The sequence below is a fragment of the Gordoniibacillus kamchatkensis genome (assembly GCF_000829455.1).
GTDB lineage: Bacteria > Bacillota > Bacilli > Paenibacillales > NBRC-103111 > Gordoniibacillus > Gordoniibacillus kamchatkensis.
In genome coordinates this window covers 16,403-30,354 of the sequence record NZ_JXAK01000025.1, presented here as the reverse complement: position 1 = coordinate 30,354, position 13,952 = coordinate 16,403, and the positions used below count along the sequence as shown (strand labels likewise).

Annotated in this window: 14 protein-coding genes; all 14 read right to left on the bottom strand. The window is 60.1% G+C overall.

Features of this window, described 5'->3' with window-relative positions; all coding sequences use genetic code 11:
• Positions 1–37 precede the first annotated feature (37 nt).
• Positions 38–430, bottom strand: coding sequence for an FHA domain-containing protein (locus tag SD70_RS36985; RefSeq protein ID WP_041048373.1), 393 nt, complete (start codon positions 428–430; stop codon positions 38–40).
• Entirely contained in the window at positions 406–1,806 is a 1,401-nt protein-coding gene (locus SD70_RS36980; protein ID WP_041048372.1) for a DUF6382 domain-containing protein, read from the bottom strand. Before SD70_RS36980 ends, SD70_RS36985 begins: the two co-directional genes overlap by 25 nt.
• Before the next feature lie 11 nt (positions 1,807–1,817).
• Positions 1,818–2,327, bottom strand: coding sequence for an A24 family peptidase (locus SD70_RS15190; protein ID WP_041048371.1), 510 nt, complete (start codon positions 2,325–2,327; stop codon positions 1,818–1,820).
• 35 nt (positions 2,328–2,362) lie between these two features.
• Positions 2,363–3,019, bottom strand: coding sequence for a hypothetical protein (locus SD70_RS15185; protein ID WP_041048438.1), 657 nt, complete (start codon positions 3,017–3,019; stop codon positions 2,363–2,365).
• A gap of 35 nt (positions 3,020–3,054) precedes the next feature.
• On the bottom strand, positions 3,055–5,220 hold the full coding sequence (locus SD70_RS15180; RefSeq protein ID WP_052487481.1) for a hypothetical protein: 2,166 nt from the start codon (positions 5,218–5,220) through the stop codon (positions 3,055–3,057).
• The gene (locus tag SD70_RS15175) at positions 5,207–6,241 is read right to left on the bottom strand and encodes a TadE/TadG family type IV pilus assembly protein (RefSeq protein WP_156158036.1); all 1,035 of its coding nucleotides are present in this window, start codon (positions 6,239–6,241) and stop codon (positions 5,207–5,209) included. The genes SD70_RS15180 and SD70_RS15175 overlap by 14 nt, the downstream gene beginning before the upstream one ends.
• Positions 6,202–6,429, bottom strand: coding sequence for a Flp1 family type IVb pilin (locus SD70_RS15170; RefSeq protein ID WP_041048369.1), 228 nt, complete (start codon positions 6,427–6,429; stop codon positions 6,202–6,204). Before SD70_RS15170 ends, SD70_RS15175 begins: the two co-directional genes overlap by 40 nt.
• 14 nt (positions 6,430–6,443) lie before the next feature.
• Entirely contained in the window at positions 6,444–7,310 is an 867-nt protein-coding gene (locus SD70_RS15165) for a type II secretion system F family protein (RefSeq protein WP_052487479.1), read from the bottom strand.
• Positions 7,311–7,333: 23 nt separating this feature from the next.
• The gene (locus tag SD70_RS15160) at positions 7,334–7,909 is read right to left on the bottom strand and encodes a type II secretion system F family protein (protein WP_052487478.1); all 576 of its coding nucleotides are present in this window, start codon (positions 7,907–7,909) and stop codon (positions 7,334–7,336) included.
• Between the two features lie 283 nt (positions 7,910–8,192).
• The gene (locus SD70_RS15155) at positions 8,193–9,452 is read right to left on the bottom strand and encodes a CpaF family protein (protein WP_156158040.1); all 1,260 of its coding nucleotides are present in this window, start codon (positions 9,450–9,452) and stop codon (positions 8,193–8,195) included.
• 173 nt (positions 9,453–9,625) lie between these two features.
• Entirely contained in the window at positions 9,626–10,024 is a 399-nt protein-coding gene (locus tag SD70_RS15150; RefSeq protein ID WP_197081052.1) for a hypothetical protein, read from the bottom strand.
• Positions 9,942–10,559 (bottom strand): hypothetical protein, encoded by a 618-nt coding sequence (locus SD70_RS15145; protein WP_041048367.1) that lies wholly within the window; start codon positions 10,557–10,559, stop codon positions 9,942–9,944. The genes SD70_RS15150 and SD70_RS15145 overlap by 83 nt, the downstream gene beginning before the upstream one ends.
• 258 nt (positions 10,560–10,817) lie before the next feature.
• Positions 10,818–12,467, bottom strand: a complete 1,650-nt coding sequence (locus SD70_RS33385; RefSeq protein ID WP_052487477.1) for a serine/threonine-protein kinase — start codon at positions 12,465–12,467, stop codon at positions 10,818–10,820.
• 158 nt (positions 12,468–12,625) lie between these two features.
• Complete coding sequence (locus tag SD70_RS15135; protein ID WP_052487476.1) at positions 12,626–13,843, bottom strand: C40 family peptidase; 1,218 nt, start codon at positions 13,841–13,843, stop codon at positions 12,626–12,628.
• Between the last annotated feature and the right edge of the window lie 109 nt (positions 13,844–13,952).

Here is a 13,952-nt window from a genome sequence, read left to right as displayed (position 1 = left end):
GCTTAACGCCGGTACGGCGTAATCTCTCATTTGGATACTACACCGTTTTGCGGATGTTTTCAACGAAGCGGAACCTCAGCTCGGTCCGGGCGACCGTGAGGCAGTCGCCTTCCTGCAGCGGATAAGCACGGTATGGAACCATGCTTTCCCCGTTCCATAGCGTACCGTTCATCGAACCTAAATCTTTGGCGTAATAAGCTCCTTCGTCGTATACGATCTCAACGTGCCGACGGGAGACGCCCTCGCCGTCCAGCCTGTAATCGGTATGCTCGCCGCTGCGCCCGATAACGAGCGGCGCTTGCCGAAGCATAATGCGCTTGAGCGGGTGTCCGCCGTCCGTCACCTCCAAATACGCGTACACGTCGCTCAAGAAATGATCCCGGGGGTCCGGCTTCAGCAGCACGGTCACGTCGGCGGGCTTGCGCAGCAAGGTCGTATGCTGGGCAAGAGAGGCGTAGTATTGCTGCGGATCGATCGGATCCGGCTGCGGCTGCGGTATCGGCTCGGAAGCGGTTTGTTGCAGCGCAGCCTTCTGCCGGGCAGCGGCCGTTTGCTGTGCGGAAGACGGTAGCTGCGCAGCGGACGTTGCCCATGCAGACGCCGTTGGCTGTACGAACGCTCTTTCCTTATGAGGAGCCATTTGCCGCTCGGATACTGTTTGCGGCGCTCTCGACGTTTGCTGGCCGTTGACCATTCGTTGTTCGGATGCCGGTTGCGGCGCGCTCGCCGTTTGCTGGCCGGTGACCATTCGCTGTGCAGATGCCGTTTGCCAGGTATAGGCCGGACCGTCATTTGCCGAGGTTGATCTGTTTGCACTTCTTTATGCGTTGTCCGTTTCAATCCTTTAACTGGCCACCGAGTGTGCATAATGGCAAAGCGAACCAGCAGCCAACCGTCCAGCGCCAGCAGTGTAGCCCCTAACGAAATTTGCAGCAGCGGAACGGAAGGCTGTTCAAGCCAGCGATTCCATAGCCAGCCGCAGCATACAACGCCTGCAGCGGCAACGAGCACGGAAAGCCTTTTGCGGAATGGTGCCGGCAATATGGAACTTTCGTCATCTGCCTTGTCCGGAAGCGCCGAGATGTCCGCTATGCCATGAACATCCGAAGCATCCGCTGCATCCCCGGCACCGGTTATCGGCTTCTCGTCCAAATCGAACAACGGATCGCTCCATAACGTTTCGTTCTGCGGCTTATTATTCGAGCTGTCAATGAAACGTTCGGACATGGAGGAGACGGTCAACTGCTCGATCAGTTTCCGTTTCAGCTCTTTGACGCGAAACGCTCCGTTCCGGCAATATTCGGCAAAAGAAATCAGTACGGAACGGTCTTCGGCGGGAACGTACGCCGACACTGCCCGGATGAACCGTTCCAGTTCTTCCGCTATCGGAGGAGTTTCCACGCCCGTAATAGGCACATATACGAAGGCAACGTCCGTCAAGTCGGCACCGGCGAACAGGAACGTTTCGCGCATAATGAATCCGCTCTCCCGCAACATAAAGCTGCGGCACTCCTCCAGCGTCGCCGTGACGGTTATGAGCAGCTGCAGCGCCTGCAAAACGCCGAGCGGTTCGGAGCATAGCGCCTGCTGCAACATCCGGCGCGAGCCGATGTCATACAGGAGCCGCACATGGCCGTCCACATGCTCCGCGACAAAAGGCAGCAAACGGGGAACCTGGCCGATCTGCAGCATTTTGGTTTGAATACGGGAAAGCTCCTCTTCACGGATCCCGCCATCCCGGAACAGAACAAGATTCGTTCCGTTTCTATATTCATAATCGTAGTTCAGGCCGAATATTTGCTGCATCGTCCGCCTCCTTACCAGTACCAGGCGGCGTATGCGGTCAACGCGCCGGGCACAACTGCGGCCATGAACGGGAATTGCAGCGCTCCGCCGCTCCGCCAGTGAGTCAACGCGGTCGGATCGCGCAGCGTCAGCAGCAAAAACGTTGAGCCGGCCGCATTTTTCAGCGTCGGAGCGAGCTTGCGCCGGAACAGAGCCAGCAAGAGACCGATAAAGCCCGCATACAGGATCGAATAAACTAACGCCGAAAGCGCAAAAGCGGCGCCGGTAAACGCGCCCACTGCTGCGAACAATTTCACGTCCCCGGCTCCTACGGCGCCGACAAGATGCAGCAATAGCACGACGCCAAAACCGGCCAGCAAGCCGAGCCCGGCCCCGGCTAAGCCGTTCCAACCGCCGCTAGCCGCATTCAGCGCAAGTCCGGCGATGGCGCCGGCACCGTTCAATACGTTCGGTATGCGCATCGAACGCAAATCCGCGATTAATGCAGCGGCCAAAAAAACAAATAATCCGGCGTACGTCATCAATGGCTCTCCCTTCTATTCGAAACTTAAGCGCTTCAACCGTTTCCGATCCAGCACCGCTCTAAAGCCTTTTTCTTCAGGACGACCGTTCGCGTGAAAAAGGGGAGCGCCAGCCGCATCTCATACGCCGCTTCAATGCCGATCCACGCCTGCTCCGGATCGTCCGGAACAGGCCAATCGACGTCCGTAACTTGCAGCCGCTCCCGTTTCAGAATGCTCGTATCGGCGAACGATGCCAAAATCGGTGTGACCGCTTCCCGAGCAACCGTTCGCGATACTTGCTGCTTGACTCCATCCACGCGGTCGAGGGCTTCGTCCTCAAGCGCGGTACGAAGCTGTTTCTCGGCATTCACAATTTGAACAATCGGCCCCGGAATGTAAGCTGCGTATTGTTCCACAAATTGCTCGGCAGTCTGCACGTTGCCGTGCGCATCCTGAATACGCCCGGCGACAGCGTTCCATGCTTGCGCAGGTTTGGTCGACTCCACGCGAGCTTTTGCTTCGCTATACAGAAGCCGGACCGGGTACATGTTGGCAGCAACCGTTTTGACCGTTTCCGATACGGCGCTTCGAAGCGCCACATCGGCGACGGCCAGTTGTACGAGCGATACGAATCCAAGCATCAGCAGCGCGAAAAACGGCAGCGTTAAGGCGGCTTCCAGCACGATGCCGCCGGCGTCAGAGCTCCGCATGAACTTAGGCTCCCTTCCGATCTCATGCTCCATATTCAATATCTCCATTCGGCGCTGCGCTTTAACTGGCAGCGTCCGCCCTCCACACGGCACGGGGACATGCCGGCGCGCCCCAGAAGCTTCATGCCGCCTGGCAAAAACAACAACCGAACCGATGTTTTCGCTTGCGCCCGCAGCTCTGTCGCCGCGTTCGTCAAATCGATGCCTGTGTTGAGCTCTATGAGCGCCTGCAGCCTGTTAAGCTTGCGTTCCGACGAGCCATGTATGAGCAGCAGCAAGCGCAAATAGTCTTTGTACGTCAATGTGACGGAAGGGGCAAGTTTGGACGATAAGGCTACTTCATCGCCGCCAGTGAGCTTGTTCATATCTTGCAGCGCATCTGCGGCTCCTTGCGCTGCGGCGGCAAGGAGCACGAGCAGCGGCGAACCGAGCTGCAGCACCTCGTTTTGCGGATCGCCGAGACGTTCCAACGTTCGAACGCCCATCCGAATCGCAAAAATTTCGCCATAGGCGGCTCCGACGTTAGACAGGCAAGACGAAAAACCGTAAGTGACGTATTCCGCCTCTTGTCCGCTAAGCGGGTGGCCGGCCGGTTCGGATAACGTCGTCACCGGTTTCGCCTGTCCGTTGCCCAGCTTTTCCATGCCGAATGTTCGGTAATTGAAATGGGTCAGCGCATATTCATTCACGAAAACGGCATCGCGCATGCCGGTCAGCGCATCGGATATCATGCCTCCCAAAGAAAGCGCGCTCAGTCCGATCCGCTTCGGATCGTTCAATTCGACGATCGCTTCGCCGGCTTCCGGCGATTGTTCGCCAGCTGCGTATTTGGTCGCATAACCGCTCAATTTGTTATACGATTCGCGGTCCGTCTCCCCGTCAATCCCCAGCTTGCAGCCCCCAATCGCCTGTTTGGCTTGATCGAGCACACTGCCGATTTCCGACCACAGCTGCCGCTTCTTCGCTCTGACCGTTTCGTTCCGCTGCTGCCGCTGCCTTTCCGCCGTTTCGCGACTGGCGAAGGCGGCATTCGCTTTTTCGGAATAAGCGTCGTTTCTCGCCTGCAATGCTTCCGTCTGGCGGTCGTTATAGCTGAGCGTATCCGCCACTTCGCGCGCGAATGCCCCGAACAACGCCGCTATTGTGCCGACGTCCGCCTGCAGCTCCGTAAAATATTCGTCCGGCATCACCCGGACAGCTCCGAATTGCCCCGTAACCGGCGCGCCGCTCGAGGCGGATTCGCTCACCCGATTCCATTCGGCGCGCAGCTCGGAATTGGCCTGCTTTGCTTCGTTTAACGCTTCGTTCATAGCGGTTTGCGCATCGGTTACCGCCATCACCGACGCCTTCACATCAAGCTGAGTTGCCGCGATGAGTGCGGTGTACTGCAGCAGCAGCTCGAGCATCTTCTCCAGCGCGTTTTTCTGCGCAAGCAAAGCTTGCATCGCAGCGGCTATGTCCGCTCCTGCCGCGGCCGCCGCCTGGAGCGAAACAATTTGATCATCAATCGCCGCGAGCGAACGTCGAACGCCGTCCATTGTATTTAAGCCGATCCGGCCGGCAAGCGAATTGAGCTCCTGAAGCCGGCTTCGGTACGCGGCATGATCGCCGTTTAACTTGTCGTGGAGCCGCCGGAATTTCGCCCATGCGATGTCGAGAGCTTCCTCCCGCTTATCGATCAGCTTTTCCAGCTTGTCGGCGTCTTCTCCATAAGATCGGCCGCTTGCCATTTGCGACGACATGCCGGTCTTCTTCAGCTTGTCCGTCACTTCCAGCACGTACTCCAGCGGCGCACGGTACTTCATCTCTTCCAGCGCCTGACGGCGAAACACGTCGGGATAGCCGAGCGTCACTACCGGCTGCAACAGCTCGCTGCCGCCCTTCAAGCTTGTGTCGACATAACGAAGCGAAGCGCTGCCTTCGGACTCCGTTCCGTTCGCCCGAAGTGTTTTGCGATACAGCTCATACCGCTGCTCCGGGGTTAGCGTCAATCCGAACAAGCCGTATTTGTGCAGTTTGGCATCGAATGCGGACATGACCGAACGAAGTCCGGCTTTTACCGCCAGCTCGCTTTCGCGGTCGGCCGCGCCGATGCGGGCGAAATCGGCCAGCACCGACATGAAGGCGACAATCGGCACGAGCACAATCATGAAATAGACCGATGCCGAACCTTTATCATTCTTACCGTTACCGATGAACAACGACCGCAATCCCCCTTCGCTCCAGCTGCGCTCGAAGGGCGGCGCTAGGCTCCGGAACCTTCCCGTTCACGAAGAAATGCCAAACGACCCCCTTTACGATACCGTCCCGCAGCAGCCTCGCATCTTTCGGCAGCTGATCCTGCAACAGCTGCGGCTCCGTATAGGTGTAAAACGCCTGATGTGCGATTCCTCCGCTGTCCAAAGCGTCTATGATACGGCTTTTGCCTTGTTCCATCGGATATGTTCGCTGCTGCCCACCGGTCACCTTGCGCAAATAGGACGAGGCTTCGCGTTCCGAGCGGATGCGTACGGCTCCTCCGTCCTCCCGCTCCGGTTCCAGCAAGGCATTCCGCGCATCTGCCGGAGTAAGACGGCCGCGAACGGCCGGCGTGTACGTTCGGGTCAGATCGACAAGCCGAACGAGCTCGACCGGATCGATAATCGTCGACAACGCACCGCTGCGTTCCCGGGCTGGCAGTGCGGCCAACGGCGACATCGCCCGCAGGCGAAACGGCCGCTCCAGGAGCACATCCAAACGGCGAAACAGCACCCGATCCGCGAGCGAAATAGAGCCGTTAATCGTGCCGGGCAACTTGACCGCTGCTTGCATCAGCTTCGCCTTCACTCCGCTTGTGCCAGCTGGGACGGTACCTCCGGCCGGCAGCACAACCCGCCGGTCTCCGCCGCCGCCGAGCATTCCGAACCATGCCGCCGCCCCTTCGCCGATTCGCCAATAGAGCCCTTGTCCAGCATCGCTCTTATTCCATGCGAATGCTGTTCGCTCGGCTGTTGCGGAAGCCGTTCGATGCAGCTCCGCAAATTGCGATACATAGAGCGATAGCGCGATCAAAGCTAAAACGGCCAGCACCAGGAACGGAGCCGTAAGCGATGCCTCCAGCGTAAAGCTTCCCCTTTCGTCCGCCGTCAGCTTAAGGCGGCCCCTGCTTGTCCGGCTAAACGGGTTCAGCCGCACCCCCTTGCTTAAGAAGCCGTACAATCCGTATTCGGTCCGGGTACGCATGTCGTCACCGTGTTATCTTTCAAATTGCCGTTCGCTTTGCCGATAATGTCTTGAAACCATGCCGCAATCCATTTGCGGAATACGATCGCAATAGCTACAAGCACCGCAACGATAAGCAGCACTTCCAGCGTGCCGAGCCCGTCTTCCTCGCGCCAAACATTGCGGATTACCGTAATCCATCGTTTCATCCTGCTTTCCTCCTTTAATTCGCATTCATCATTATGACCGCCGGCGAAGCAATCACGATCAGGACGACAAGAAACACCAGCACCATCGGAAACACGAGCTTCGAGGACGCTTCCTCACCGAGCGTTCGCGCAAGCGCCTTTCGTTTCTCCCACAGCTCTCGCGTGAATGTCCGCAGCGCAACGACCAGGTCGTCGCCGCCTCTTCGATAATTCAGCAGCACGATCGAAACGAATACGGTTGCCTCCTGCAGACCGCACCGTTTTTGAAAATCGTCCAACGCCTTGGCTAAGGAAACGTTCATGCGGCACTCGGCTACGGCGATCTTTAGCTCCCGCAAAAGCGGGCGGTCCATGTCGGCGGATCCTCGCTCGACGATCGTTTGCAGCGCTTGCTGTACAGTCTCTCCGGCGTTCGCCAGCAGCAGCAGCTGGTTAACCGTTTCCGGCAGCTCCAGCAGCATCCTTTGCCTGCGGCGGCGCAAACGTTCGTTCAACTGCCGAAGCTGCAGGAGCGGCGTCACGCCGGCAACGAGCAGGCCAATGGCGATTAATTCCCACGAACCATCCGATAGCAGCGCCAAGAAGGTACAGCACACTACCGCCAAGCAGCCGTACAGGCCTGTGCGAGCCATGGCCAATTTCGCCTCCAGCATCGAGCTGTGAGTGCCGTAGAGGGCAATATGCAGATGGTGAAGACGGATCGCCCAAGGCGCAGCGCGGCGCCATAGCTGCAACCGGTCGATCAGCCACAAAAACGCCGGGATCAGCCGGTTCAGCTTCGCGGCATGCCCGCCGCTTGCCGCCTCCGCTTTATAGAACCGGTACGCCAACAGATGGAACACGGTAAAAACCGCCAACTCCGCGCCGAGCAACCATGCCACGGATCGTTCCTCCTTACTCTCTATTAAATCCGGATTTTCATGAGCTTGAGAGTCAACCAAAAGCATACGGCAAGCAAACCGAGCGCCGCCGTCATCGTGATTCGGCCCGTTCCCGCATAGAGCGGGGCCATATATTCGGCTGCGGTCATTTTCAAAACGGCGATTATCGCGACCGGAGAAGCGAGCAGCACGCGCGCCTCAAACTTTTTTTGCGCCAACAGAACGGCTATGTCTTGCTCGATCTCCAGCTTGTCGCCGATTATCGTCGAAGTTCGCCTCACGATTTCGATCACATTTCCGCCGGTCCGCTTGCAAACTTTAAATACGTCGGCAAATTGCAGCGCGTCTTCCAGTCCCGAGCGGCGGCTGAAATCAGCAAGCGCCGCTTCGGCGGTGCCGCCGTTGCCCAGCTTGCGAAGCACGATCTCCAGCTCTTCGATCATGAGCGCGCTGCCTTCCGGGTACAGCAGGCGCATATCGTGCACGGCGTCCGCGAACGCCTGTTCAACCGATTTTCCGGCGCCGAGCGAGCTCGCGAGCGCCTGCAGCGCCTGTTTGAATTGCACGTGCAGCGTCTGCAGCCGGCGAGCGCGCAGCATAGCGGCGTACGGTTTAGGGAAAGCGAAGCGCCAAGAGCAGCAATTGCGCTGACAAGCCAGCTCGAATAAAACAAATCGGCAACGATCGCGAGCGTCAAGCCTCCGATTGCAGTGGCCGCAACCTTCTCCCGAGCGGACAGCTGATACACGCTATAGTCCGGCAGTCGCGTACTTTGTTCGGACACCTCCGCTTGGCGTTTCGCCGGGCTGTGCCGGCGGCGATCGCGCCAGGAAAGCAGCGTCCAGCATGCCAAACCGGCGGCAAACGCCAATACAAGCATGCTCACGATGCTACGCCCCTTGCTTCGCCGCCGCTTAAGCTTGCCGGTACCGGCATTCCGGCAGCCGTAAGCTTGTCCGTATGTAGCAGCGGCAGCCCCGTAGGTTCCAGCTCTCCCTGTACGACGCCGCTCCGTTCACCGGTCTCGACGAAGCGATATAGCGGGCGCAGCTCGATCTCGCTGTCCTTCATCCCTGCCACCTCGTGAATTTCGGTTACGGTTCGGCGCCCGTCCCGCAATCTCGACACATGCACCAAAATGTCGAGCGCTGCCGCAATTTGCCGCCGAATCACTTCCGTCGGCAGCGGCGCAACGCTCAAAATCATCGTCTCCAAACGGCTCAGCATATCGCGGCTCGTATTGGAGTGGCCGGTCGACAACGATCCCTCATGGCCTGTGTTCATCGCCTGCAGCATATCAAGCGCTTCACCGCCCCGCACTTCGCCTACGATAATCCGGCTCGGGCGCATACGAAGCGAAGCCCGAATAAGCTCCCGAATCGATATTTCCCCTTTCCCTTCGGCGTTGGCGTTTCTCGTCTCAAGAGCAACCCAGTTAGGAATCGCATGCAGCTGCAGCTCTGCCGAATCTTCGATCGACACGATGCGCTCTTCGGCCGGGATAAAGCCGGCCAGTGCGTTCAGCATCGTCGTTTTGCCGGAGCCCGTTCCGCCGCTGACGAAAATGTTGTACTTCGCTTTTACGAGCTGCTGCAAAGCGTCCGCCGCAGCGGAGCTGACCGAGCCGCGCGCGAGCAAATCGTCCATGGTGAACGGACGCTCCGGAAACCGCCGGATCGTCAGCGTCGGCCCCTTCAGCGCTACGGGCGGCAGCACGACGTGCACGCGCGAGCCGTCCGGCAGCCTGGCGTCGACGATCGGCGACGATTCGTTCACCGTCCGATTCACCTTGCCGACGATGGCCTGAATAATATCTTCCAGCCGCTCCCGGCTTTCGAAACGGACGTCGGCTTTCTGCACCGTGCCCGCCCGCTCGATAAATACTTCTTCATAATCGTTGACCATAATTTCCGTTACCGACGGGTCGTCAAGCAGCGGCTGCAGCGCATCGAGCCCGCGGAACGAGTGGAACAGCCGGTACACGGCATCGCGCCGCTGCCTCACCGTCCATGCGCGCCGGCGCGCTTCATCCAGCACCGTATCTTCGATGCAATCGCGCAGCTGGTCGTCCGACATGCTTCCGCCGTAGTCGAGCCTTTCGTGAACGCGGCGCTTCAGCTCCGTCAGGACCGATTCATCCATGCGCCTCGCGCTCCTTTCCCCTTTTCGCATCGCCTGCTGAAATCCGTCCCAAAGCGTCTGCGAATAAAAAGTCGCCTTAAGCAGCTCATCCGGACGCTTCACCGTTTTCCACTGCGGCACATAGGGGAGCGTTACCGCAGGTTCGATGCCGATCCGGTCGTAGCCCGTCGGCGTCAAGCCGACATACTTGCCGGCAGCAAAAGTAATGCGCTGCCGCACATGTGCGGCGAAGCCTCTTCCGTCCACCGCCGCAGCAGCGCTTCCGTTTTGCCGAGGCACGCCGAATCGTCTGTCACAACCCAAAAAATGGCGTCGCTGGCCGATAGCGCTCCGATACTTCGCAAGCTCCATCCCGCCTCCAAATCAACGACGATCCAGCGAAACGCGTTCAGCTTGACGAGCGAACCGAGCAGCAGCTCCGCATCCGCTTCGTTCATGTCGGCGGCATCGGCCGGAGCGGCAAATGGCGCCGCCAGCTTAAGCCCGCGTTCATCGCCCGCCCGCAGCAAATCCGCTACACGCTCGGCGGCGGCGTGCGGTTTCATTTTGGCATAGTAGAGCCATTCCGCCATACCGTGTCCGGGGTCTTCCTGCTGCGGCCACAGTCTCGACGGCAACGCTTCGAGCTGACGAAGCATACTTCTTCGCCGCGCCTTGCCAGCTGAGTAGCCAAATTGTACGCCGCCGTCTCTTGCCGCTCCCCCCGGCCGCCGAAAACCAGCTGACGATGCGCGTTCCGTGCGATGCGGGCAGGCGCGGCGACGCCGACGAACCGATGCGCAGCGCATTTTCCGCAGCGCGCAGCACTTGCTCGAGCGGAGCATACTTAAAAGCGAACGGCACTCCCGCCGGCAGTCTGCCGGTATCCGTCAGCGATTCGAGCAAGAGGACGGCAATCACCTTCTCCGCTCCGGCAAGCGGCCAATAGCCTTCACCGACCAACAGGACGGCGCCGCCGCCAGCCGCTTTTACAGCTTCCAGCGCCGCCTCCTGCTTCGTATACTGCCTCACCGACGTCCCGCTCGCATCTCCCGCCCGCAAAAATTCACGCAAGCCGTGTCCATAGTCCAAATCGTCATCCAACAAAATAAGCTCCAGCTTAGCCATACAGTCCTCCATTCCGTCCCAATCCGGCAAGCCCGGCGATCAAACAACAGCCGCCGACTGCCGCAATCGAGACGATCAGCCTCCACATCATCCTTTGCGACATGCCGCTCCTCCTCTCTGCTACCGAACGACAAAAAAGCACGCGCCGACTCGGAGAAACGTCTCCGGTCAGCGGTGCTTCCGCATGCGAATTCGGTATATACTGGTAATTATACCAGATCCATCTGATTTGACAAGACCCTTTTGGCAAATGCTTGCTCAGCGCGACCCGCTGCGCCTCATCGGCGGCCAGATGCTTTTGCGGCGCGGCCCGCTCGCCGTAATGCCGCGCGGAAAAGCGCGCTGCACAAAAGCGGCAAAGGCGGCTGCCGCGGCTTTTCCGGCCTCGTCTGCGGCTGGTACGACGTCCCCCAGCCACTGGGCTTCGAGCATGCGCTGCGGTGCGAAAGCCGGCAAGCTGATCGCCGGCATGGCCGGCAGCATGCGCAGCCAGTCGCCGCGGCGCGGGGACGGCGCGTCGCGGTTCGCGACCCACGTCACCGGCACGCCGCGCCGAGCCAGTCCGTCCAGTTCGCGCAGCAGCGCCTGCACTTGCGACCGGCTCAGCTTGGAGGGAGACGGGTCGGCGACGACAAGCAGCCCGGCGGCGGCATCACACATCGTCGCTACGGCCGGATGGCGCCAGCGGTCGCCAATGTCGACGATAACAACGGAGCGGCGAATCGTGCCGAGCCAGCGCTCCGTCTGTTCGGCAGTCCAATCGTCTGCCTCCGCTCCCGGCCGCGACGCCACCCATTCGGTATATCCCTCTATCCAGACAGTTGCCGGCGCCGTCATATCGGCCGCACTGCGCTCATTTGCGAATGCGTAGCCTTGCGGGGCCCTGCGCTCGCCGTCGAGCAGCGCATACAGTTCCGGCTCAATGACCGGATGCTCGGCAACGGCATGGTCGACGCCTGCTTGCGCGAGCGCTTTCGCGAGACAAACCGCCGCAAACGTAGCGCCTGCGCCACGGTAAAGTCCGCCAACGAGCATTAGCCTCGGTTCACTCCGTACGGACATCTCTGCTGCAGCAGCGCCTCCCATACTTTCGAGCCGCGGCTTCAGCTCCAACGCGCGCAGTGCGTCCAACACTTCTGCGGCATGCTGCGGCCTGTGTTCGGGCGCTTGCTCCAGCAGCCGTTCGACGAGGCGCAAAAGCGGTTCCGGAGCATGCGTGCAATGCACGGCCAAGGGGCCGCTCCTCAGCGCCGCGTATTGTCCCCCGCTCAGCAAAAAATACAGCACAGCGCCGAGCGAATACAGGTCGGAGCGCGGATCGGTCCGTTCGCCGCGCAGCTGCTCCGGCGCCGCAAACCCGACCGAGCCGAGCGGAAGCGTATCTCCGGGCTGTTCGGGCTTAAAGCGGCGGGCAATGCCGAAGTCGATGAGGCGCACGCGGCCTTTTTCGTCGAGCATAATGTTTGACGGCTTAATATCGCGGAACACGATCGGCTCCGGCTTCTGGCCGTGCAAATACACGAGCGCTTCGCACAGCTGCGACCCGATGCGCACGATTGTCGCGGCAGGCAGCCGCCCGCCCCGGTGCTGCAACTCCGCATCCAGCGTGACACCGGAAATAAGCTCCATCACCACATAAGCGCAGCGATTCCGTTCGCTCGGTCCGTAATAGTCGACGATTTGCGGCAGCATCGGGTGCTGGAGCCGCGCCAGCAGCTCGGCCTCGCGCAAAAAACCGCTCGCATCGCCGATAGGCGGCACCGTCTCTTTAATCGCCCACCTTTTACCGGCCAGACGCAAATCTTCGGCGACGAACACTCGTCCCATGCCGCCTTGCCCGAGCACTTGCAGCAAGCGATAACGGTGCTCCAGCACATCGCCGGGACGCAAGCCGCCCTGTACGTCCATCGTCGTTCCCCCTCGGATAAATATCCATGTTATTCCAGTATAAGGACATGGCCCACAAATTTCCATATCAAAATTACATGGAAACGACAAAAAACCTGCCAGCCCGAAAATTTCGGACTTACAGGTTCGTCTCGATAATCGTGTAACCTTTACGTCGGCTAGGGCAAAAAACGTCTTGCGCCGGCAAACTCCGCAGCATACTCAGGCGTATCGAACGGAATGAGTTCGACGGAACGCTCCGTCTTCGGCGAATGCAGCATAAGGCCGTCGCCGGCATACATCGCTACGTGATGGACGGCTCCCTTGCCTTTGTCGTAAGCAAAAAAGAGCAAGTCCCCGGGCTGCAAATCGGCACGGTCGACGGCGCGTCCCGCCTTCGCCTGATCCTTCGCGTCGCGCGGCAGCAGAATGCCGTAATACCGGTACAGCGCATACGTGAAGCCGGAACAGTCGAATCCGAAGCCGGAAGCCCCGGCCCACAAGTAAGGGAGACCGAGGAAGCCGCGGCCGAGCTCGACAAGCTCCGTACCTGACGGCGGGGCGATGGCGGCATCGGGCTTGCGGACGATTGCGTCCGAGGCCGCCAAATAGCGGCGGCCGTCATCGGGTGTGACAACGGTCAGCGTCAAGCCTGCAGCGGCGGCGACAACCGGCAACCGCGTGCCGAAGCTCAGCTGCAGTGCCGGCTTCCGCAGCTCCGCGTCAGCATAAAGCGTAGCCGTTCGCTTGCCGATTACAGCGACGGGACAGCCGGCGTATGCGGCTGCTTCGGAGCGCTCTGCCAGCTGCCGCTTCGGCAGCCAGCCGGGGTACCCTTGCGCCAGCTTGGGCGTACGTTGCTCCGGCACCGCTACCCGTACCCAATCGCCGCGCTCCTCAAGCAGCACGACCCGTTCGCCGTATAGCGCTTCCGTCTCCGTTTTGCCGACGAGGCCAAGCTTATCGCGTACCGTCATTGGACCGAGCCAAGCGGGCACATCGGCGGGGAACCGCAGCGACGGTTCATCCAAGGCGCGGGGCGCTTGGGGCGACGCCCACAAGGTGGCGACGTTCACGTTCACATAACGCACGCTGGGTGAAGCCTCCGCGTCCTTGCCAGACTCAGGGCGGCACAGCGGCTCGGCGATCGTGGAGCCGGACGCGGCGGCCGTGCTGCCGCCGGCATGCTCGAACTCGTTATGCGTATCAGGGCGCCCGGGGCCGATACCCGGTGTCGCCGCACGACCTCCTTCCGGCTTGCCCGCAGAGGCCCCATCGCCACCTTGAATAACCGAACCGGCCCCGAGCGCTGCAGGCTTGCCGGCGCTGCAGGCCGCCATCAGACAAACCAAAGGCAGCAACAGCAGCAAACGACGCCATTCAATACGCCGGTTCATGCGGCTCCCTCCTTCGATGCCCGCCGTTCATGCTTGGATTCAAAATTTGCTCGGCACCGTATCTTGCGCGGGAAATACATGCGTAGAAGTAAAATGCGAAGCGGCACAT

Coding starts and splice junctions, on each gene's coding strand:
- SD70_RS36980 (WP_041048372.1), bottom strand. CDS start 1,806: ATGCAGCAAATATTCGGCCTGAACTACGATTATGAATATAGAAACGGA.
- SD70_RS15190 (WP_041048371.1), bottom strand. CDS start 2,327: ATGACGTACGCCGGATTATTTGTTTTTTTGGCCGCTGCATTAATCGCG.
- SD70_RS15185 (WP_041048438.1), bottom strand. CDS start 3,019: ATGCGGAGCTCTGACGCCGGCGGCATCGTGCTGGAAGCCGCCTTAACG.
- SD70_RS15175 (WP_156158036.1), bottom strand. CDS start 6,241: ATGCGTACCCGGACCGAATACGGATTGTACGGCTTCTTAAGCAAGGGG.
- SD70_RS15170 (WP_041048369.1), bottom strand. CDS start 6,429: ATGAAACGATGGATTACGGTAATCCGCAATGTTTGGCGCGAGGAAGAC.
- SD70_RS15160 (WP_052487478.1), bottom strand. CDS start 7,909: ATGCTGCGCGCTCGCCGGCTGCAGACGCTGCACGTGCAATTCAAACAG.
- SD70_RS15155 (WP_156158040.1), bottom strand. CDS start 9,452: ATGGATGAATCGGTCCTGACGGAGCTGAAGCGCCGCGTTCACGAAAGG.
- SD70_RS15150 (WP_197081052.1), bottom strand. CDS start 10,024: ATGGCGGAATGGCTCTACTATGCCAAAATGAAACCGCACGCCGCCGCC.
- SD70_RS15145 (WP_041048367.1), bottom strand. CDS start 10,559: ATGGCTAAGCTGGAGCTTATTTTGTTGGATGACGATTTGGACTATGGA.
- SD70_RS33385 (WP_052487477.1), bottom strand. CDS start 12,467: ATGGACGTACAGGGCGGCTTGCGTCCCGGCGATGTGCTGGAGCACCGT.
- SD70_RS15135 (WP_052487476.1), bottom strand. CDS start 13,843: ATGAACCGGCGTATTGAATGGCGTCGTTTGCTGCTGTTGCTGCCTTTG.